At 33.9% G+C, this 20361-nt stretch carries 23 protein-coding genes; 11 read left to right on the top strand and 12 right to left on the bottom strand.

The annotated features are described in order from the left end of the window. The 6 genes from AABL81_RS04105 to AABL81_RS04080 all read right to left on the bottom strand — a co-directional run bounded on the left by AABL81_RS04105 (position 1) and on the right by AABL81_RS04080 (position 4822). Positions 1-402, bottom strand: a complete 402-nt coding sequence (locus AABL81_RS04105; protein ID WP_158210927.1) for a hypothetical protein — start codon at positions 400-402, stop codon at positions 1-3. A 102-nt stretch (positions 403-504) separates the two neighbouring features. Continuing rightward, on the bottom strand, positions 505-1095 hold the full coding sequence (locus AABL81_RS04100; protein ID WP_158210926.1) for a hypothetical protein: 591 nt from the start codon (positions 1093-1095) through the stop codon (positions 505-507). A gap of 152 nt (positions 1096-1247) precedes the next feature. Continuing rightward, positions 1248-1853: a hypothetical protein gene (locus AABL81_RS04095; protein ID WP_158210925.1), complete on the bottom strand. Its 606-nt coding sequence runs from the start codon at positions 1851-1853 to the stop codon at positions 1248-1250. A gap of 112 nt (positions 1854-1965) precedes the next feature. Continuing rightward, positions 1966-3369 carry a dihydrolipoyl dehydrogenase gene (gene lpdA / locus AABL81_RS04090; RefSeq protein ID WP_158210924.1) on the bottom strand — a complete coding sequence of 468 codons (1404 nt, stop codon included), beginning with the start codon at positions 3367-3369 and terminating at the stop codon, positions 1966-1968. Between the two features lie 115 nt (positions 3370-3484). Then, positions 3485-4363 (bottom strand): diacylglycerol/lipid kinase family protein, encoded by an 879-nt coding sequence (locus AABL81_RS04085; RefSeq protein ID WP_158210923.1) that lies wholly within the window; start codon positions 4361-4363, stop codon positions 3485-3487. Between the two features lie 150 nt (positions 4364-4513). After that, positions 4514-4822 (bottom strand): rhodanese-like domain-containing protein, encoded by a 309-nt coding sequence (locus tag AABL81_RS04080; RefSeq protein ID WP_341340405.1) that lies wholly within the window; start codon positions 4820-4822, stop codon positions 4514-4516. A 122-nt stretch (positions 4823-4944) separates the two neighbouring features. Here AABL81_RS04080 and AABL81_RS04075 point away from each other — a divergent pair, with 122 nt between their 5' ends. Beyond that, positions 4945-5607: a thiamine diphosphokinase gene (locus tag AABL81_RS04075; protein ID WP_341340404.1), complete on the top strand. Its 663-nt coding sequence runs from the start codon at positions 4945-4947 to the stop codon at positions 5605-5607. Between the two features lie 116 nt (positions 5608-5723). Here the strand turns inward: AABL81_RS04075 and AABL81_RS04070 are convergent, their stop codons facing one another. The 4 genes from AABL81_RS04070 to AABL81_RS04055 all read right to left on the bottom strand — a co-directional run bounded on the left by AABL81_RS04070 (position 5724) and on the right by AABL81_RS04055 (position 8690). Next, a complete protein-coding gene (locus tag AABL81_RS04070; RefSeq protein ID WP_158210921.1) occupies positions 5724-6305 on the bottom strand; it encodes a hypothetical protein in 582 nt (193 codons plus the stop codon). Positions 6306-6388: 83 nt separating this feature from the next. Further along, a complete protein-coding gene (locus tag AABL81_RS04065) occupies positions 6389-6931 on the bottom strand; it encodes a hypothetical protein (protein ID WP_158210920.1) in 543 nt (180 codons plus the stop codon). Between the two features lies 1 nt (position 6932). Continuing rightward, positions 6933-7544, bottom strand: coding sequence for a bifunctional nicotinamidase/pyrazinamidase (gene pncA, locus AABL81_RS04060; protein ID WP_341340403.1), 612 nt, complete (start codon positions 7542-7544; stop codon positions 6933-6935). A gap of 144 nt (positions 7545-7688) precedes the next feature. Next, a complete protein-coding gene (locus tag AABL81_RS04055; RefSeq protein ID WP_341340402.1) occupies positions 7689-8690 on the bottom strand; it encodes an NAD-dependent epimerase/dehydratase family protein in 1002 nt (333 codons plus the stop codon). Positions 8691-8845: 155 nt separating this feature from the next. On the opposite strand from AABL81_RS04055, the gene AABL81_RS04050 reads away from it, so the two are divergent. Then, the gene (locus tag AABL81_RS04050) at positions 8846-9388 is read left to right on the top strand and encodes a DUF1697 domain-containing protein (protein ID WP_158210917.1); all 543 of its coding nucleotides are present in this window, start codon (positions 8846-8848) and stop codon (positions 9386-9388) included. A 57-nt stretch (positions 9389-9445) separates the two neighbouring features. Here AABL81_RS04050 and rocD read toward each other — a convergent pair whose 3' ends face one another. After that, complete coding sequence (rocD, locus tag AABL81_RS04045; RefSeq protein ID WP_341340401.1) at positions 9446-10687, bottom strand: ornithine--oxo-acid transaminase; 1242 nt, start codon at positions 10685-10687, stop codon at positions 9446-9448. A gap of 526 nt (positions 10688-11213) precedes the next feature. Between rocD and AABL81_RS04040 the strand changes: the two genes are divergently transcribed. Together AABL81_RS04040 and smpB are read left to right on the top strand one after the other, a co-directional pair. Next, a complete protein-coding gene (locus AABL81_RS04040; protein WP_158210915.1) occupies positions 11214-11795 on the top strand; it encodes a porin family protein in 582 nt (193 codons plus the stop codon). 100 nt (positions 11796-11895) lie between these two features. Further along, on the top strand, positions 11896-12348 hold the full coding sequence (gene smpB / locus AABL81_RS04035; protein WP_090409763.1) for an SsrA-binding protein SmpB: 453 nt from the start codon (positions 11896-11898) through the stop codon (positions 12346-12348). Between the two features lie 61 nt (positions 12349-12409). On the opposite strand, the gene AABL81_RS04030 is transcribed toward smpB, so the two are convergent. Beyond that, positions 12410-13051, bottom strand: a complete 642-nt coding sequence (locus AABL81_RS04030; RefSeq protein WP_341340400.1) for a protein-L-isoaspartate(D-aspartate) O-methyltransferase — start codon at positions 13049-13051, stop codon at positions 12410-12412. A 150-nt stretch (positions 13052-13201) separates the two neighbouring features. Between AABL81_RS04030 and AABL81_RS04025 the strand changes: the two genes are divergently transcribed. From AABL81_RS04025 to miaA, 7 genes are all read left to right on the top strand, one after another. After that, positions 13202-14167: a Gfo/Idh/MocA family protein gene (locus tag AABL81_RS04025; RefSeq protein ID WP_090409759.1), complete on the top strand. Its 966-nt coding sequence runs from the start codon at positions 13202-13204 to the stop codon at positions 14165-14167. A 28-nt stretch (positions 14168-14195) separates the two neighbouring features. Next, positions 14196-15083 carry a 3-hydroxyacyl-CoA dehydrogenase family protein gene (locus AABL81_RS04020; RefSeq protein WP_090409757.1) on the top strand — a complete coding sequence of 296 codons (888 nt, stop codon included), beginning with the start codon at positions 14196-14198 and terminating at the stop codon, positions 15081-15083. Positions 15084-15326: 243 nt separating this feature from the next. Continuing rightward, the gene (locus AABL81_RS04015) at positions 15327-16544 is read left to right on the top strand and encodes a DUF1015 domain-containing protein (protein WP_341340399.1); all 1218 of its coding nucleotides are present in this window, start codon (positions 15327-15329) and stop codon (positions 16542-16544) included. A 12-nt stretch (positions 16545-16556) separates the two neighbouring features. Continuing rightward, a complete protein-coding gene (locus AABL81_RS04010; RefSeq protein WP_341340398.1) occupies positions 16557-17228 on the top strand; it encodes a YggS family pyridoxal phosphate-dependent enzyme in 672 nt (223 codons plus the stop codon). A 17-nt stretch (positions 17229-17245) separates the two neighbouring features. Continuing rightward, on the top strand, positions 17246-18595 hold the full coding sequence (locus AABL81_RS04005; protein ID WP_341340397.1) for an exonuclease domain-containing protein: 1350 nt from the start codon (positions 17246-17248) through the stop codon (positions 18593-18595). A gap of 12 nt (positions 18596-18607) precedes the next feature. Continuing rightward, the gene (locus AABL81_RS04000) at positions 18608-19459 is read left to right on the top strand and encodes an ion transporter (RefSeq protein ID WP_090409748.1); all 852 of its coding nucleotides are present in this window, start codon (positions 18608-18610) and stop codon (positions 19457-19459) included. Next, the gene (gene miaA, locus AABL81_RS03995) at positions 19443-20360 is read left to right on the top strand and encodes a tRNA (adenosine(37)-N6)-dimethylallyltransferase MiaA (RefSeq protein WP_341340396.1); all 918 of its coding nucleotides are present in this window, start codon (positions 19443-19445) and stop codon (positions 20358-20360) included. Before AABL81_RS04000 ends, miaA begins: the two co-directional genes overlap by 17 nt. Position 20361: the final 1 nt, after the last annotated feature.

Here is a 20361-nt window from a genome sequence, read left to right as displayed (position 1 = left end):
CTAATTTGTTACTTTTATTTTAGCATCAGTTAATACTTTTTTAAAGGCAGTGCGTTGTTCAGCTGTTTTCAAACCGAAAACGTCTCTTGATTTTTTATTGTTTAATTTGATTACTGCTTTTGTAGCTAACCCTTTAGGTAGTTTAACATACTTGATAGCAGTTTTGTCAATCTTATTATCTGCTGTTTTTAATAAGAAATTTTTGACTGTTACATATAAAAAATAAGCGACAATACCAGTAAACACATAGTCCATTTCTTTTGGTGTATTCCAATTGGCAGTAGTAAGTCTTACAATTCCCATAACAAGAATAAAGGTAGACATTATCCTTGAAGAGGTTAATCTACCTTTATAGTTGTCATTTATTTCTAATTGCTTAGTGTCTTTATTAAATGAAATCATTTAGCTGTTTTTTGTCTTTGATTAAAAAACAAATCTAACAATAAATCAGACATAAATTAGCTAATAGAATGTTAGTATTTAGAATATTTAAATTCTGAAGTACTACATTTTTTTAAAGTATAAATATGGTTTTGAAGCTGTCTGTGTCCCATATTTAAAGTTACTTAATCTATCTTCAATTCTTAAATAGCCAGCTTGTTCGCCAATTTCTAAATTACCAGAATAAATACCTTTACGTCTTAATTCTTGTATTGGACCTGAATTTTCATCTGCTCCATAAAATTCATAGTAATCTTCAGTTATATTTGTTTTTATAACACCTATAGCAACAAAATTATTCATTCTTAATACACGAGGCACATCATTTACTAACGGACATTCTAAATCATTAAATTGAGTAATAACTGGAGTATGGCTATAATATAAAATACTGTCAATTTTTTGACTTGTATTTTTATATATATAAATATAATCTCTCTCTTTACAAGTCCCCGAAGCTTTTTTAGCTATACCAACTTTCCCATTTCCAAGATCGTTACCTATATATTGATACTTACCTTCTGATAAATCTTCAATACTTTTTAATGGTGTATATACTTTACTTGATATAGGATCTTCTGGAACACTATTGTCACTATTTGAGCAAGCAGTTATTGCTGCTATAGAAGCGATTAAGAATAAATATTTTTTCATAGTACAATTGTTAAGGGATTGTTAATTGCTAATATATATAAATGTTGTCAATAAAAAAAGGTTTAAACTATTTAGTTTAAACCTTTTGTATGATTAAGAAAACTTATATTTTATTATCATTATCAAAATTTAGAGGATAATAATAAAAGTGTTTATTCATTTATTTTTTTGAAGTATAAATATGGTTTCCCTTTTATTTGAGATCCTGGTTTGTATCCAGATAAATGATCTTCAATTCTTAAATAACCTCCTTGCTTTCCTATTTCAACTGTCCCTTTATAAATAAGATTACGTTCAACTTTAAACTCTTTTCCTGGGTTTTCTTTTTTTTCTTCTTCAGTCAATGGTATCTTGGCATCTTCAGTCATTTGAGTACTTAAAACTCCAGTAGCGTTTAATCTGTTATTTCTTAATACTCGATCATATTCTCCACCAATCTTTTCACATTTTACTTCGTTTTTTTTACCTAAAACAGTTTTATAATTAGCATAAGTTATACTGTCTAATTTTTGGTCTGTTTTATAAACAATTAATAAATCATTCTCTTTACAAGTCCCCGAAGCAGGGTTCACTATCCCAACTTTGCCATTACCTATATCATTTCCTACATATTGATATTTTCCATTTTCCAATTCTGTTAAACTTGTTAATGGATTATATGGCTGTGAGCTTATAGGATCTGAAGGTGAATTATCATCACTGCTTGAACATGAAGTTATTAAGGCTAATGTGGCCAAGAATAGAATAGACTTTTTCATTGTAATTTCTTAATTAGTTGTTAATGCAAATATAACTAAAACTAAAGGACATAAAAAAAGGTTTAAACCGTTAAGTTTAAACCTTTTTTATATTGACTATAATTTTTTACAATTATGAGTGAATTGCTCTGTTGTCAGTTGCAGCTAATGCAGCTTCTTTAATAGCTTCTGCAAAAGTTGGGTGAGCGTGAGACATTCTTGCTAAATCTTCAGCAGATGCTCTGTACTCCATTGCTACTACAGCCTCAGCGATTAAATCAGCACAACGAGCTCCGATCATATGGATACCTAAGATCTCGTCAGTGTTTTTATCAGCTAAGATTTTCACTAATCCATCAGTGTCAGCACTTGCTCTTGCACGTCCTAAAGCTCTGAATGGGAAACTTCCTGCTTTGTACTCTACTCCTTCAGCTTTTAATTGCTCTTCTGTTTTTCCAACAGCAGCAACCTCTGGCCAAGTATAAATAACACCAGGAATTAAGTTATAGTTAATGTGTGGTTTTTGACCAGCTAAGAATTCAGCTACCATCACACCTTCTTCTTCAGATTTGTGAGCTAACATAGCACCACGAATAACGTCACCAATAGCATAAACATTTGGTGCAGTAGTTTGTAAGTGATCATTAACTTCTACTTGTCCTCTTTCTGTTAATTTGATTCCTGCTTTTTCAGCATTTAATCCATCAGTATAAGGACGACGACCTACAGCTACTAAAGTGTAGTCACCTTCTAAAGTTACTAATTCTCCTTTTTTATCTAACGCAGAAACTTTAACTACATCTCCTTCACGCTCAACACCTTGAACTTTGTGAGTAGTGTAGAATTTCATTCCTTGTTTTTTCAATACTTTTTGTAATTCTTTTGACAAAGCACCATCCATAGTTGGTAAAATTCTGTCAGCGTACTCAACTACAGAAACTTGAGCTCCTAATCTTAAGTAAACTTGCCCTAATTCAAGACCAATTACTCCACCACCAATAATGATTAAGTGTTTAGGTACTTCAGGTAATTTTAATGCTTCAGTAGAAGTGATGATTCTTTCTTTATCTAAAGTGATAAATGGCAATGTAGATGGTTTAGATCCAGTTGCAATAATCGTGTTTTTAGCAGTGATTGTTTCAACAGATCCGTCATTTTTAGTTACATTGATAGTAGTTGCATTTTCAAATGCTCCAACTCCTTCAAAAACAGTGATTTTGTTTTTGTCCATTAAGAACTTAACACCAGCACAAGTTTGATCTACTACCGCTTGTTTGCGCTCGATCATCTTAGCTAAATCAACTTTTAAGTCTCCTGCAACTTCGATTCCATGATCAGCAAAATGTCCGAACTCCTCTACTAAGTGAGAAGAAGATAATAATGCTTTTGATGGAATACATCCTACGTTTAGACAAGTTCCTCCTAATGTTGGATACTTTTCTACAATTGCTGTTTTAAATCCTAATTGTGCACAACGAATAGCAGACACATATCCTCCAGGTCCAGAACCAATTACAACTACGTCAAATGAATTCATAATATATTTTTTTCTTTTTTTGTTGTTTTACTTAATTCTACAAAGTTACACTTTTTATATAAGTAAAGGAAAATAATAGGCTAAAGTTTACCCTTAAATGGTAAGAAAAACCCTATTAACACAAGACTTTCAGTGCTCCTTGTAAAACTTTTATTTCAAATTTATTTGTGTCATATTCATAATACTCTCCATCCATTTGTAAACCATTCTTTTCTTGGTCTACTATCTCTACTTGTATTACATCTGTTTGAACGTAATCTGTCTTTCTAAACTTTTCTGTTTTTTTAAGTAGTACGTACAAACCAAAAGTTAATTGTTTTAATAGCCCAATTCTTGGAACCATTAAATAATCTAATTTTCCATCTGTCAAACTCGCTTTTGGAGTTAACGACATACTGTATCCCATTTCATTCGAATTTGAAATGAACAGTAATAATGGGTTTACTTCTTTTGTCTCTCCATTATAGGTAACAAGCATTTTTTTTGCTACGTATTCTTGTGCTGAGTTTAAGGCAGCATTGATATACGCACCTAATTTGCGTTTCCCTGACTTTTCATACTTATCAATAATAGTTGCATCTATTCCGAAGCCCATATTACTAAAGAAATACTCACCATTAACACTTCCTACATCCATACTAAAGATTTTACCATCTCTAACGCGCTTAATTGCTTGTTCGATGTCTTTAGGAATAGAAAGGTTTGAGGCAAGCCCATTTCCAGAACCAACAGGTACAACACCAAATGCAATATTTGTGCCAACTAATTCTGTTGCTACTTCGTGAATGGTTCCATCTCCTCCACAAGCCACAATTACATCTGCTTGTGCAGCAATCGCTTGTTGTGTTAATTCGATAGCGTGCTTTTTATAAGTAGAAAATGATACGTGTATATCATATTGAGATTCATCAAAAAAAGGCTTGATGTAATCTAATGTAATATTGTGTTTGCCTTTTCCTGATATAGGATTAACGATAAAATATATTTTTGTCATAATTACTAATACTAAAGCATTGAAATCTGTAAAACACGTTTATTTATGCTTTGATCGAGCAAATATACAAAGGCAAAATTGTATATGCTACTTAAAAAAGATAATAGAACTAAAAAGAAAAAAAGTCAACCGAAGTTGACTTTTAATACTTTATTTAATTGGTCCTTCCCACTCTGTAATTCCTCCTAAAAGGTTGAAAGTGCTGTCAAAACCTAATTGTCCCATTAATAAACAAGCTTGGTTACTTCTTCCTCCTGATTTACAGTAAACGTAGTAACTTTTTGTCTTGTCTAATTTTTCGATCTCGTCTAAGAATCCTTGTCCTTGGTAGATATCTATGTTGATTGCTCCAGGAATTGATTTTTCTTCTACTTCTTCTTCTGTACGAACGTCTAATATAACAGCGTTAGCGTCTGCTTGCGCATTTTCCCACCACTGGTCTTGTGATAAATTTGCCATTTTTTCAAATCTAATGTTAAGTATCCAAATATAAAGTTATTCTGTTGTTTGGCGAATTTTTTTTTATTTTTTTGAGTAAATGTTAACCTTTATACTTTAATTTGCTTTTTAAAATTAAGACAATGTCATCACATCATATCGTCAGAGACGACCAAGAGCCTGCTTTAATCATTGCTAATGGAGAGGCCTGCGACCGAAATTTAATGGATCAACTATTAGAATGGTCTCCTCTTGTGGTAGTATTAGATTCTGCTATTGAGAGGGTTATAGAATTAGGGATTAAGATAGATGTTTTAATCGGTGATTTTGATAGAGGGTTTGATGCAGATGCTTATCGCGAAAAACAATACCCTATTGAGATTGTACACGTGGCGGATCAGGAGTCAACTGATTTAGAAAAAGCATTTAGATATTTGATCAAACGCGGTATTCCGGCTGCAAATGTTATTTGGGCAACGGGTAAGCGTGCTGATCACACAATTACGAATATTACGAATATTGTAAAGTTTAAGGATCAACTTAAGATTACGTTGTTTGACGATTATTCAAGAATATATCCTTTGCCAAAATTGTTTAAGAAATGGTATGAAAAGGATACTATTATCTCTTTAATTCCCATTGGTACTGTAAATGGAATTGTCACTGAAAACTTGTTGTATCCGTTGAAGAACGAATCTCTTGTTTTGGGTGATCGTACGGGAAGTAGTAATTCTGTTTTGGCAGATGGACTCGTTACAATCGCTTATGAAGAAGGTGATTTGCTAATGATGGAATGCCACGATTAAGAAAGGTTTATTGTATTTTATATAATTTTTCAAGAAACATAGTAGCGCTATAAAACTAAAAAGCCCGACTGCATAAGTCGGGCTTTCTAATAATAGTATTCTATTTATTTCAATAATTATTTCCCTAAGAAAATTTGGAAACCAACAGCAACACCTAAACCACTTTGTTTAGCTACTGTTCCTTTGTCAGATTTACTGTAGTTGTATCCAAGTGTAGCTTCTAAAGCAACGTTACGACTTACAAAGTGAGAATAACCTCCTGCAATTCCAAATGCGAAAGAAACATCGCTATCAGTTGCTGAGTAACCAGTTACACCAACATCACCTTGTCCAAAGAATCTACCTGTAGCACTTGCTCCTTCTGGGAAGTAGTATCTTACAAACGGTGCAAATTTATAGTTCCAGATGTTATCTCCATCTTTTACTGTTTCAATTCCACCACCTACTTCTAAACCAATTGCAATTCCGTCAGACACGAAGTACCCTGCTCTTGGCATAACATCAAGACTGAAGCTTTCTTTTTCGAAGCTATATCCTGTAGAACCAACAGATGCACCAACTAACCAGTTTCCTTTTTTGATTGGAGTTGTTCCAACTTTTTCAGACAATTTTGGAGTCTCTACTGGTAATTTGCTTTGCGCATTAGAAGTTAAAATTCCACCTACTAATAAAGCTGCTAATAAAGTAATTTTTTTTATAAATTTCAATGTTTAGTTTTTAATCTGTGTTTTAAACTTAAAAGTAACGAGTGCTAATTTACTGAAAATAATTGTTAGATTAACTAATTTTGTGACAATAATTCTTTTTTAAGCAATAAAAAGTCCTTATTGGTATTGATTAAACCTTCAATAAAATATGCTCTTGCTTCTTCTATGTCAATGAAGTCAAAATGCTTGTACCACTGGTCTGATTCCACTATTTCCTTGAGTTTTGTTATCCTCTTGGCAGTATCATTTGCAGTCCTTAGCAGATTGTTTTCATTATTAAGACAACCTTTGTGCTTAAAAGTCACATCTTTTTTTACTGAATCATAGATAATTACATATAAAGCTTCGTTTTCATTGTTGGGAAAGAAGCTGTCCCACGTTGCATAAGCTAAGCAATAAACATTGTTTTTTTTCTCTGTACTGATTAACTTCCAACGACAGTTAGCTGCTCTACCCCAGTGGTTTGCGTATCTGGCTACTCCGTTTTCGTCAAAGTAATACATACTTCCTGCTTTACTCTTATAACTTGGCTCGCGACCAGCTATAAAAGAATCAGAAATTTCTTTCCATTCACAGTAAGTATGTTTAAAAAAATTGTGTTTATTGTATTTTTTCATTCTAAAAAAGGTCTTTTTTATCTTCAATTATATTAATTCCAAGCTCTTGCATAGTAGCTTTGGCTTGTACCAATCCTTCTGCAGTGATTGGTTTGGTTGCAAAGTCAAGGAAATAGGTATCTATTCCTGCTTCTTTGGCATCTTTTGCTGTGAAATACACACAAAATTCTGCAGCTAATCCGCAGATGTATAATTCACTTATGTTTTTATCTTTTAAATAACCTAATAATCCGGTGTTTGACAATTTGTTATTGTCATAAAAACCGCTGTATGAATCTACTTCTACATTCATTCCCTTTCTAAAGATAGCGGCCACTTTATTGTTGTCCCACGCTGAAGTAAATTCTGCTCCTTTTGTACCTTGAACACAATGTTCTGGCCACAATACTTGAGGAATGCCATTTAAGTCGATTACGTCAAACAATTGATGAGTAGGATGTTGTACAGCAAAACTTTTGTGATTAGTAGGGTGCCAATCTTGTGTTGCTACTATCAAATCAAAGTTGGGTTGAATGTCATTAATAACATCAATAATCTTATCTCCATCTGCTACAGCAAGACTTCCGCCTGGTAGGAAATCATATTGTAAATCAACAACTAAAAGTGCTTTCATTATTTATAATGTATTTGGTAGTTAAATAGTTATTTGCAAATTACTTTAAAATAAAGCCGTCTGAATGCTCAAAAATACGAAAAATAGCTCGTATTTCTATTGTGGCGAGGGTATCAGCTACGGTGTTTAAAATCTGTTTAAGGGCTATTTATTATATTCCTCTTGTAAGTACACCAAGGCTTCTATAACTGCTTGTGTACCTGATTTGGGATTAAACCCTAATTCTGTTTTGGCTTTTGTAATGTCAAAATCTTGTTGTAGTCCCGCAAACATTTTAATCTCTTTTGGGGTAACCATCGGTGCTTTGCCACTAAGTTTAGAGAGCATTTCCAATAGCCAAGCTGATGCTAATAATACAGTTTTGGGCACTTTCATCGGTGTTATCAGTTTTAGTTCTGGATAAAGTTGTTGTGCTATTTGTATTGTTTGCGTAAGGGATAAACACTTTTCATTTGCTAAAATATAGCGCTCCCCTGCTCTTCCTTTTTCTGCTGCAAGCCAACAGCCTTCGGCAACGTCTTTTACATCTACCCAATTGACCGTAATTCCAGTATCTACAGGAACGCGATTTTTTAAAATGGTCAGTAATACGTTATAGGAAGTGTTTATCGGCGCAAAGGCTTTGCTTCCAATCATAGCAGATGGCATAACAGCTGTTAGCGCAATACCATACCGTTTGGCTAAGTCAAAGGCAAGCTTTTCGCTATCATTTTTAGAGTTGTAATAAGTATCTAAGCGATTTGTGTTGTACCCATTATCCTCTTTTGTAGGCATTTGATCGTAGTTTAATGCCGCAATTGAGCTAACGTAAACAATGCGCTTTACTCCTGCCTCATAAGCCGCTTCAATCACATTTTGCGTACCCATTAGGTTGTTGTCGTAAATTTCTTTCTGAGGGTCCTTTGCCCAAAGTTTAAAATTAGCAGCAACCGCATAAAACACATCGACTCCTTCTAATGCTTTGACAAAGGATGCCTTGTCTAACAAATCCGCATAGACAAGTTCACAATCCAATCCCTCAAATGGTTTCGTATTGTTTACGTTGCGAACTGTTGTCCTTACTTTGATTCCCTTTGATAAGAGTAGTCTTATTAGGTTATTGCCTAAATGTCCGTTTCCTCCTGATACGAGTGCTAATTGTTGCATTGTGCAGTAAATTGAAATAGTGTTGCCAACAAAGATAATGTTGTTTTAATTAGTTTGCGCGTAAAACAATCCACCTTGTAAGTAATCACTTTGTTTTATCTGCTACTATAACCTATTGCTTTTTTCAGAAAGAGAATTACATTTGGAAAAAAAATATGCCTGTTTACATCTCTCTATTAAGAGCAATCAACGTCAGTGGTAAAAATACCATCAAGATGAGTATGCTGAAATCGTTATATGAAGAAATTGGCTTTACTGCTGTAACTACTTATATACAAAGTGGTAATGTAGTATTTAAAAGCCAGCACGCTGATACTGAATTTATCTGTTCACAAATAAAAGCAGGTATTCTCGCTGCGTTTGGATTGGATATTACGGTGATTGTTTTAACGGAGTCACAATTAGCAGAGGTAATTAAACAAAATCCCTTTCAAAACGTAGCCGATGAGAAACAAGTGTATATTACTTATTTTGAGAAGGCAGTACAAGCTGTTTCAATGGCGGAAATAACAAGTAAGGCAACGACAGGTGAACAGATTGAATTTACGTCTGAAAATGCCTATCTCTATGCTGCCAATGGATATGGAAAAACGAAACTGACGAATGTTTTCTTAGAAAGGAAATTAGGTGTATTAGCTACAACGCGAAACTGGAATACCACGCGTAAACTTTATGAAATGACTCAGCTAATTAAATAGCATAAAAAAACTCGCACCGTAATAGTGCGAGTTTTCTATATCAGAGACTGTTAAGTCCTATTTTTCAAATTCTTTTAATGTTTCAGTGATGATACGTACACAGTCCAATAACTGCTCTTCGTTCATTACTAAAGGTGGCGCAAAACGGATAATGTTTCCGTGTGTAGGCTTAGCTAATAAACCGTTATCACGTAATTTTAAACAGATATTCCAAGCCGTATCGCTTTCTTCTGTATCGTTGATAAGGATAGCGTTTAATAACCCTTTACCTCTAACCATTGAACAAATAGTACTATTTGCAATGTATTTGTTTAATTCTGCTCTAAATAATTGTCCTAATTTCTCAGCGTTATCAGCTAATTTCTCATCAAGAACAACGTCTAATGCAGCAATTGCAACAGCAGCAGCAGTTGGGTTACCTCCAAAAGTAGAACCGTGTTGTCCTGGTTTGATTACGTTCATAATCTCATCATTTGCTAATACAGCAGAAATAGGATATGCACCACCAGACAATGCTTTACCTAATACAAGGATATCAGCTTGTACATTTTCGTGGTCAATAGCCAACATTTTTCCAGTACGAGCAATACCTGTTTGTACTTCATCAGCAATGAATAATACATTGTGTTGTGCACATAAAGCTTTAGCTTCAGCTAAATATCCAGCGTCTGGCACATATACTCCAGCTTCTCCTTGAATTGGTTCAACTAAGAATGCAGCGATATCAGCACTATTTTCTTCTAAAGCAGCACGTAATGCATCAAGATTGTTGTATTCTACTCTAATGAAACCATCTGTATAAGGACCGTAGTTTTTACGAGCATCAGGATCATTTGAGAAAGAGATAATTGTTGTAGTACGTCCGTGGAAGTTGTTTTCACAAACGATAATTTTTGCCTGGTTTTCAGCAACTCCTTTTTTCTCGTAAGACCATTTTCTTGCAAGTTTTAAAGCTGTTTCTACAGCCTCAGCCCCTGAGTTCATTGGTAATACTTTGTCAAAACCGAAAAGTTTTGTGATTTTTTCTTCATATACCCCTAATTTATCGTTGTAGAAAGCACGTGATGTAAGCATTAATGTGTTTGCTTGATCCGTAATTGCTTTTACGATAGTTGGGTGACAGTGACCTTGGTTTACAGCTGAGTAAGCAGATAAGAAGTCATAGTATTTTTTACCTTCAGCATCCCATACATATACCCCTTCTCCTTTAGCTAATACTACTGGTAGTGGGTGATAGTTGTGTGCTCCGTATTTATTTTCTAATTCAATCGCTTGCGCTGATGTAAGTTTTTGTGACATGATAATATAGTTTTTCGTGTGTTTTTCTTCTTGCAATGTAATTCTTTTTTCATCAAATCTGCAAATGAAAGGTATAAGAATACATAAGAAATAAGATATTCTTAGTAAAAAGCTCTTTCAACTAATTAATAAACAATAAGTAAAGTTGTTTTAGTATTTGTGTTATAAAATTGTTTATTGATTCCTTTAGGACTATTATTATTGACTTCGTCGGACTTAATTCGAGACAAGTACCACATTGGTACCACACTCCTTCGGTAAAAAAGCTTATTTCCGAGGGAATGTGGTACTTATGTCGAACTAATGTCGAACATAATATAAACAAAAGTAGATTAAATATAGTGGATGGTTAAAGGTTTAAAAATCTAAGAGAGAAGAAAACTTGAATCGCAAGGTCGATTATGGTAGTGCTTTGACAGGATAAGAAATGAGGCCTCTTGTGCATAAAATGTAAAATATGCAATAAAAAGGTACATTTACCTTATATTTTAATTAAATTAGCCCTGAAATATAAAAAACACTAACTATGAAAAACTACTTTTATGCATTAGTTGCGGCAGTATCTTTGGCTGGTTTTGGTGCTCAAGCTCAATCTCCATCACCACTACACGTGGGGATTAAAGCAGGTGCTAACTTCACAGATATGTCAACTTCTTTAAAAGACTACAACAGTAAAAGTTCTACGGGGTTTGCAGTTGGAGCAATGGCGCGTTTTGATATTAAAAAAACGTATTTACAAGCAGAACTTCTTTATTCTGAGAAAAATGTAAAGTTTGAAGGAACGTCTGATGTGACTTCTAAAATGAAGAATTTAGAAGTACCATTGGTAATTGGTCATAAATTTATCAACCTTCCTTTACTACATTTAAGAGGTTATGCGGGTGGAGTTTATACAAATATGGTTGGAGATAACTTCAAAGCGAAACAAGTTGGTGAGGTGTTTGACAACTTTGATAAGAACAATATCGGATACCGCGTTGGTGTTGGTATTGATGTTTTAAAGTTTACGTTAGACGTTTCTTATGACGGTGGTTTCAACAACGTAAGTAAAGATTTCAAGACAAAACCAAATACTTGGATGGTTTCTTTAGGATATTTCTTCCTATAACTGAACGAGTTAAATAATAATTCAAAGAGCTGTGTGTAAATACAGCTCTTTTTGTTTTAAATATATTCTACTCACATTAAAAATTTCTTATTTTTGTGCTATGCAAAAGAATATAAACATATTAAATAAAAGAGCAAGGTTCGATTACGAGATACTGGACAAGTACACGGCTGGTATTGTATTAACGGGAACTGAGATTAAGTCTATCCGCTTGGGTAAGGCTAATATTGCTGAAAGCTTTTGTGAGTTTCAAGGACACGAATTATTTGCTATTAATACACAGATAGAAGAATACGCACATAGTAAACATTTTAACCACAAGGCTAAGACTGAGAGAAAGTTACTTTTGAATAAAAAGGAATTAAAATCTCTTTTGAAAAGTGTGCAAAACAAAGGACTGACCATTGTTCCATTGAGACTATTCTTAAATGAACGTGGATTGGCTAAATTAGAAATTGCTCTTTGTCGTGGTAAGAAAAACTACGATAAACGTGAAACTATAAAAGATAGGGATACTAAGCGCGATATTGATCGATTGAAAAAATCACATTAGTATTGACTTATTGTAATACAAAAAAGAGGCTGTAATTTTTAAGATTACAGCCTCTTTTTATTTAGTTTTTATTTTCTAACATGGGAACAAACTTGAAATCACCGTGTTCGTATTTCTCAAAATGCGTTTCACTGACGCGGATTAATTCTGTCATTGTTTGGTCATTATCGCCAATTGGAATAATTAACCTCCCTCCTACGTTTAATTGTGCCATTAAAGGTTGTGGAACAAAAGGAGCTCCTGCTGTTACGATTACACCATCAAACGGCGCGTAATTCGGCAGTCCTTTATAGCCATCTCCAAATGTCATTAACTTAGGTCTAATACCTAATTTAGGCAATAAAGTAGCTGTTTTTCTAAATAATTCGTTTTGGCGCTCAACACTGTAAACTCTTGCCCCCATTGCTACTAAAACGGCAGTTTGGTAGCCACTTCCCGTTCCTATTTCTAATATTTTATCGTCTTTCTTTACTTGTAGTAGCTGAGACTGAAAAGCTACAGTATAAGGATGTGATATGGTTTGTCCAGCTCCGATAGGAAAAGCAGTGTCTTGATAAGCGTAATCCTCGAAGCTTGAGTCTAAAAATAAATGTCTTGGCACTCTTCTAATGGCTTCTAAAACATTTGAATCAACAATTCCTTTTTGTCTAAGTATTTCAACTAACTGGTTCCTAAGACCTTGGTGTTTTGCAGAATCTCTCACTTTTAAATGGTTATTTCCTGCAAAATAAGCAATATTTTATATTAAAAGCAATGTTAAAAGCGTTCTTAAAAAGAATTGGCGAAAAGTTTACCCTAATATATTCAAACATTCGCTAAATAAATTATATTTTTGTTTTCAAAATCTGGTTTTATGCTTAAAGTTGGAGTATTGGGAGCAGGACATTTAGGTAAGATTCACCTTCGTTTGCTTAACCAATCTGAAAAATATGAATTAGTAGGATTCTATGATCCTTTCAAAGAGAATGCAGAGAAAGTTGCTGCTGAATTTGGATATAAGAATTTCGAATCAATACAAGAATTAATAGATGCTGTAGATGTTATTGATATTGTAACTCCTACACTATCTCATTTTGACTGTGCTAAGTTGGCTATTGAGTCAGGGAAACACGTATTCCTTGAGAAACCAATTACAAATACAGTTGAAGAAGCAGAAGAAATTATTGCTTTAGCTAAGAAGCACAATGTTCTTGGACAAGTAGGTCACGTAGAGCGTTTTAACCCTGCTTTTCAAGCGATAAGTTCTAAAATTGAAAATCCAATGTTTATCGAAACGCACCGTTTGGCAGAGTTTAATCCTCGTGGAACGGATGTACCTGTAGTATTGGATTTAATGATTCACGATTTAGATGCTATTTTAAGCGTTGTTAAATCGCCTGTGAAACACGTTAGTGCTTCTGGGGTATCTATTTTGAGTGAGTCTCCAGATATTGCTAATGCACGTATCGAATTTGAAAACGGATGTGTGGCTAATGTTACTGCAAGCCGTATTTCAATGAAAAACATGAGAAAATCTCGTTTCTTCCAAAGAGATGCTTATATCTCTGTTGATTATTTAGAAAAGACTTGTGAAGTGGTTAAAATGAAGGATGCTCCTGAAGTTCCTGGTGATTTTGACCTTATTCTTCAAAATGCAGAAGGTGTTAAGAAACAAATCTATTATGACAACCCAGAAATTTTAGCGAATAATGCTATCTTAGATGAGTTGGAAACTTTCCACGATGCTATTGTAAATAAAACAACTCCAATTGTAACGTTAGAAGATGGTACGAAAGCTTTGCGCTTGGCTCACCAAATTATCGATGCTTTTGGTAAATAATATTAACTAAAAACTAAAAACAATCATTATGAAAAATATTGCCGTTATTGGTGCAGGAACTATGGGGAATGGTATTGCTCATACTTTTGCTCAAAAAGGTTTCAAAGTTCTTTTAATTGATATCTCTGATAAAGCGATTGAAAGAGGAATGAATACAATCTTGAAAAACTTAGATCGTATGATTTCTAAAGGAACAATTACTGAAGCTGATAAAAAAGCTACTATTGAAAACATAGTTACTTTTACAGATGTAAAAGATGGTGTGGTTAACGCTGACTTAGTTGTAGAAGCTGCTACTGAAAACGTACAATTAAAACTTAATATATTTAAACAATTGAGTGAAGTTTGTGATGAGAACGTTATTTTGGCGTCTAACACTTCTTCTATCTCTATTACTCAGATTGCTTCTGTGGTTAAAAATCCAGAGCGAGTGATTGGTATGCACTTTATGAACCCAGTGCCTATTATGAAATTGGTTGAAATTATTAGAGGTTACAATACTTCTGACGAGGTTACAAAGAAAATAATGGACTTGTCTAAGGCTTTAGATAAAGTACCTACTGAGGTAAATGATTACCCAGGATTTGTAGCGAATCGTATTTTAATGCCAATGATTAACGAGGCTATTGAAACACTTTATAATGGTGTAGCTGGTGTAGAGGAAATAGATACAGTAATGAAGTTAGGTATGGCTCACCCAATGGGACCATTACAATTAGCTGACTTTATTGGTCTTGATGTTTGTTTATCTATCTTAAACGTAATGTATGACGGATTTAAAAATCCAAAATACGCACCTTGTCCATTGTTAGTAAATATGGTAATGGCAGGTAAATTAGGTGTGAAATCTGGTGAAGGATTTTACGATTACAGCGAAAGCAAAAAGGCTGAGAAAGTAGCTAAAATGTTTTCTTAAGTAAGAATTGAAGAAACAAAATAATTTATAAAACAGAAGAGTGTTTGCCTTGGTCAGACACTCTTTAACCCAAATTGCACAGGAGATGTATAGGTGAGATTGTGATGCTTGGTAGTTGTTACGGCTAAATAGAGATAACCCCTTATTTCTGATTAGCTTAGGAGTAACTGTAAAGTATTTCTAACTACCGGTAAAAAGATCTGTTGTGCAGTTTGGGTTTAATATTTTTGATACCATATTAGAATGGCAAAGATTATCCCTTTTAAAGGTTTGCGCCCTACGCGTGATAAAGTTGGTTTGGTTAGTTGTAGATCTTTTGAGGACTACAATGCAGTGGAAATAGCGTATTTATTAGATTACAACCCGTATTCTTTTTTACACGTGTTGAACCCTGCTTATGTTAATCCTCAGAAAGTTACGTATGATAAGAGGTTTAAAATGGTGGCTGCAAAGCTAAAGGATTTTAAAAAAGAAGGTATTCTTGTAACGGAGGATAAGCCTATCTTTTACTTATATCAGATAACTACTAAATCATGGCAATTTACGGGTATTGTGGCGGGTACTTCTATTGAGGATTATCAGAGTAATGTGATTAAAAAACACGAGGATACACTGGAATACAGGGTTAAATTGTTTAAAGAGTATTTATACCACAGTAGATTTAACACAGAGCCTGTATTGATGATGTACCCTGATCAGAAAGATATTGATCAGTGGATTACTAATCACAAAGCGAATAAACCTTTGTATGACTTTACTACGGTTACAAAGGAACGCCATACTATTTGGAAGATTGATGAGGACTCGGATATCAGTTGGTTGTGTCAACAGTTTGATAAAGTAGATGAAATCTATATTGCAGATGGACATCACCGTTGTGCTTCTGCTGAATTGTTGCAGACGGAGCACAAAGACAATCCTCAAGGACACGACAACTCTGTTATGACTTTCTTAATTGCGGAAAACAATATTAAGATTTATGAGTTTAACAGAATTATCCACGATTTGAATAATCATACAAAAGAGGAATTCTTAGCCTTGTTACAAGAGAAGTTTGTTGTTGAAAATAAGGAGCAACAATTGTGGAAACCAACCAAAAAGATGGAGTTTGGTATGTATTTAGATGGAGATTTCTATGCTTTGAAATTGAAGGAAGTGAAAGAAACGTCTGATATATTACAACAATTGGATGCACAGATTTTATATGATGAAGTGCTACACCCTATTTTAGGATTAGACGACTTGCGTAATGATGCAAGAATTGACTATGTTCCTGGTAATGAGTCAATCGTAAATATCAAAGAATTAGTAGATGATGGTGAATATGAAGTTGGTTTTATGCTCTACCCTACTAATGTTGAAGAGATTAAAGAGGTTGCTAATAATGAACTTATTATGCCTCCTAAGAGTACATATATAGAGCCGAAGTTTATGAACGGGTTGCTTATTTATGAAATTTAAAATAAAAAGATTATGTCTATTACACAGAATTTAAAACACGTTAAAGAGGCTTTACCTGCACACGTTACGCTTGTAGCTGTTTCTAAAACTAAACCTAATGAGGATATTTTAGAAGCTTATGAAGCAGGACAAAGAATTTTTGGTGAGAATAAGATTCAAGAGATGACGGAAAAGTATGAGGCTCTTCCAAAAGATATTGAGTGGCATATGATTGGCCACGTGCAACGTAATAAGGTGAAATATATGGCGCCTTTTGTTTCGTTGATTCACGGGGTTGATAGTTTTAAGTTGTTAAAAGAAATCAATAAACAAGCAAAGAGCAATAACCGCGTTATCAATTGTTTGCTACAAGTGTTTATTGCACAAGAAGAAACAAAGTTTGGACTTGACCAAAATGAATTAGACGATATCTTTTCAAGTGAAGAATTCGAAGCTCTTGAGAATGTGAAAATAGTGGGACTTATGGGTATGGCTACTTTTACAGATGATCAGGAAGAAGTGAAAAGAGAGTTTACTTCTTTGAAAGAAACTTTTGACCATTGTAAAATGTATTACAACGAGATGGATAACGTGGAGTTGCAAACAGTATCAATGGGAATGAGTAACGATTATCCTATTGCAATAGAATGTGGAAGTACGATGGTTAGAATTGGAAGTAACATTTTTGGAAGTCGTAATTATTAATAAATAGAGAGAATAAGTTGTACGCGATTTTAGATATAGAAACTACTGGTGGGCAGTTTAATGAAGAGGGAATCACAGAGATTGCAATCTACAAGTTTGATGGTAATCAAATTGTAGATCAGTTTATCAGTTTAGTAAATCCAGAGAAGGAAATTCAACCGTTTGTTGTGAAACTAACGGGAATCAACAACGCAATGCTGCGATTAGCACCTAAGTTTTATGAGGTGGCTAAGCGTATTATTGAGATAACAGAGAATTGTGTTATTGTAGCACATAATGCTGAGTTTGATTACCGTGTTATTCGCAATGAATTCAGGCGCTTAGGATATGATTATGCTCGCAATACGTTGTGTACAGTCGAATTGTCTCAGAAGCTTTTACCAGATATGCAGTCGTATAGTTTGGGAAAATTGGTGCGTTCTTTAGGTATTCCTATTGCTGATAGACATAGAGCAAGTGGTGATGCCTCTGCTACGGTTAAATTGTTTGAGTTATTATTATCTAAAGATCACGAAAAGACAATCTTAACTTCTATGATTAAGTCTGATATAAAAGTAGGCTTGAATCCGAAGTTCTTAGATATTGTAGATACATTGCCTTCAAATGTTGGTATTTACTACATACACGACAACTTAGGGAAGATTATTTATATCGGAAAAAGTAGGAATATTAAGAAGAAGGTGTTGCAACACTTTACAAGTAATTCTCCTACGTTTAAAAAGGTTCAGCAAGAAACATATACTGTTACTTTTGAAAAAACAGGAAATGAGTTGATTGCACTATTAAAAGAGGCTGAGGAAATTGCAGTAAATAAACCGAGGTATAATAAAGTGGCAAAGAAGAGTGTATTCCCCTACTCTTTGTACTTGAAATATAATCAAGCTGGTTTTGTTTATTTGGCAATTGAAAAAACAGATGGAAGAAAGAAAAACTTAATGGCTTTTACTTCTCCTAATGAAGCACGTAAGTTTATTACTAAGGTATTTAGTAAGGATGAAGTGCAACCATTTGTAGATTTTATTTATGAAAAGAAATCAAATAAAGTAACGGAAGAGAATTTCTCAGATACTTTAGAGATGATATTTGAAGAATATAATATGCAAGTTACCTCTTTGTTGAATACGTATAATATTGATGATCACAATCTATTGATAATTGACAAGGGAAGAAAAGTAGACGAGAAAAGTGCTGTTGCCTTAGCAATGGGTAAACTAAGTGGTTTTTGCTTTTTTAACTTGAATTATCAGGTAAATGATCCAGGACGTATTGCTGCGAACTTAACGCCTATTTCTTTTAATAGAAATAATCGCAATATCATTCTGAACTATTTGAATAAGAAAGTTGGTTATAAATTAATACACTATTAAAAACTATTATTAGTGAGACGGAGATTAAAAAACAAATGGGATATTTTAAAGCAGAAGATTTATATCATTATTTATGGTTCTAATACTTTTGCGGGTAAATTGTTTGACCTTGCACTTTTAGGAGTAATCCTATTGAGTGTTTTATTGGTAATGCTTGAGTCAATTGAGAGTTATGATTTAAAACACCATAAAGGACTTCTGATCTGTGAGTGGGTTATTACAGTTTTCTTCTCTTTAGAATATGCTCTTCGAATTTTATGTAATAAAAAGCCGTTAAGGTATATTTTTAGTTTCTATGGTATTGTGGATTTAATATCTATTCTACCGATGTATTTGTCGTTCTTTATACCTGGTTCTCGTGTACTTACAGTAGTAAGAGCACTGCGTTTACTTCGTTTATTTGGTATTCTAAACTTAGTACCTTATATCGGACAAGAATCACATTTAAAGTTGGCAATTAAAGCAAGTAGAACTAAGATTATTGTATTCGTTTACTTCATTTTGGTTGTTTCTATTTTATTAGGAGCCTTGATGTATGTAATTGAAGGAAAAGACAGTGGCTTTAGTAGTATTCCGCGTAGTATTTATTGGTGTATCGTTACGATGACAACGGTAGGATATGGAGATATTGCTCCACAAAGTACCTTAGGTCAGATGATTGCTTCTTTGATTATGATTATGGGTTACGGTATCATCGCCGTGCCAACAGGAATTGTAACAGCTGAGTTTTCAAATATTAAACGAAATAGATTAGATGCTAAGAAAAGAAGAAACTGTTCTTCTTGTACTACTACCATTTATGATGAGGATGCTAACTACTGTTATAACTGCGGTCAAAAATTAGGAGATGTTTACGGAAAATAAGAATTATTTAATTGTAGTTATAGGTCCTACTGCTATTGGAAAAACGGCTTTGGGAATTAAAATAGCTAATCATTTTAACTGTGATATCATCTCGTGTGATAGTCGCCAGTTTTATAAAGAAATGGCTATAGGAACTGCTGTTCCAACAGAAGATGAATTAAAGGCTGCAAAGCATCATTTTATACAAAATATTAGTATTGAAACTCCTTATTCTGTTGGGGATTTTGAGCGAGATGCTATTGTGAAGTTAAACGAATTGTTTAAGGAGAATCCCGTTCAAGTAATGGTGGGTGGTTCTGGTTTATTTGTGAATGCTGTTTTAAATGGTTTAGACGAGTTTCCAGATGTTGATCCGGCTATACGCGAGGGCTTAAACAAAGACTTAGCTGAAAAGGGATTAGTGTACTTACAAGAGATGTTGAAGGAGTTAGATCCTGTACACTATGAAAAAGTAGCTATTGATAACCCACAACGTGTTACACGTGCTTTAGAGATTTGTATTGGTACAGGACAACCTTATTCATCGTTTTTAAACAAGAAAGAGAATACGCGTAACTTCACTCCTATTGTTGTCGGATTGGAGGCAGATAGAGAAGAAATGTACAATAGAATCAATAAGCGAGTTGATATTATGATGGAGAAAGGTTTGCTGAAAGAAGCAGCTGAGATGTATCCACATAGAGCAATAAATGCGTTACAAACTGTGGGATACCGCGAATTATTTGCGTATTTCGACAAAGAGTACGATTTAGATTTCGCTATTGAAGAAATAAAAAAGAATACACGCCGTTTTGCTAAAAGACAGATAACTTGGTTTAAACGCACAGATGGAGTTGCCTGGTTTAATTACCTTACTCCTACTGAAAAGATTATTGATGCTATAAACCTAAAAATGAACTAAT

Source organism: Myroides sp. C1519, from assembly GCF_038039755.1.
Lineage (GTDB): Bacteria > Bacteroidota > Bacteroidia > Flavobacteriales > Flavobacteriaceae > Flavobacterium > Flavobacterium phaeum_A.
The sequence above is the reverse complement of the archived record's forward strand: the minus strand, read 5'-3'. Positions and strand labels throughout refer to the sequence as shown.

Coding starts and splice junctions, on each gene's coding strand:
- AABL81_RS04080 (WP_341340405.1), bottom strand. CDS start 4,822: ATGGCAAATTTATCACAAGACCAGTGGTGGGAAAATGCGCAAGCAGAC.
- AABL81_RS04025 (WP_090409759.1), top strand. CDS start 13,202: ATGCTTAAAGTTGGAGTATTGGGAGCAGGACATTTAGGTAAGATTCAC.
- AABL81_RS04100 (WP_158210926.1), bottom strand. CDS start 1,095: ATGAAAAAATATTTATTCTTAATCGCTTCTATAGCAGCAATAACTGCT.
- AABL81_RS04085 (WP_158210923.1), bottom strand. CDS start 4,363: ATGACAAAAATATATTTTATCGTTAATCCTATATCAGGAAAAGGCAAA.
- AABL81_RS04105 (WP_158210927.1), bottom strand. CDS start 402: ATGATTTCATTTAATAAAGACACTAAGCAATTAGAAATAAATGACAAC.
- AABL81_RS04050 (WP_158210917.1), top strand. CDS start 8,846: ATGCCTGTTTACATCTCTCTATTAAGAGCAATCAACGTCAGTGGTAAA.
- AABL81_RS04095 (WP_158210925.1), bottom strand. CDS start 1,853: ATGAAAAAGTCTATTCTATTCTTGGCCACATTAGCCTTAATAACTTCA.
- AABL81_RS04020 (WP_090409757.1), top strand. CDS start 14,196: ATGAAAAATATTGCCGTTATTGGTGCAGGAACTATGGGGAATGGTATT.
- AABL81_RS04075 (WP_341340404.1), top strand. CDS start 4,945: ATGTCATCACATCATATCGTCAGAGACGACCAAGAGCCTGCTTTAATC.
- pncA (WP_341340403.1), bottom strand. CDS start 7,544: ATGAAAGCACTTTTAGTTGTTGATTTACAATATGATTTCCTACCAGGC.
- AABL81_RS04040 (WP_158210915.1), top strand. CDS start 11,214: ATGAAAAACTACTTTTATGCATTAGTTGCGGCAGTATCTTTGGCTGGT.
- AABL81_RS04055 (WP_341340402.1), bottom strand. CDS start 8,690: ATGCAACAATTAGCACTCGTATCAGGAGGAAACGGACATTTAGGCAAT.
- miaA (WP_341340396.1), top strand. CDS start 19,443: ATGTTTACGGAAAATAAGAATTATTTAATTGTAGTTATAGGTCCTACT.
- AABL81_RS04015 (WP_341340399.1), top strand. CDS start 15,327: ATGGCAAAGATTATCCCTTTTAAAGGTTTGCGCCCTACGCGTGATAAA.
- lpdA (WP_158210924.1), bottom strand. CDS start 3,369: ATGAATTCATTTGACGTAGTTGTAATTGGTTCTGGACCTGGAGGATAT.
- smpB (WP_090409763.1), top strand. CDS start 11,896: ATGCAAAAGAATATAAACATATTAAATAAAAGAGCAAGGTTCGATTAC.
- AABL81_RS04010 (WP_341340398.1), top strand. CDS start 16,557: ATGTCTATTACACAGAATTTAAAACACGTTAAAGAGGCTTTACCTGCA.
- AABL81_RS04065 (WP_158210920.1), bottom strand. CDS start 6,931: ATGAAAAAATACAATAAACACAATTTTTTTAAACATACTTACTGTGAA.
- rocD (WP_341340401.1), bottom strand. CDS start 10,687: ATGTCACAAAAACTTACATCAGCGCAAGCGATTGAATTAGAAAATAAA.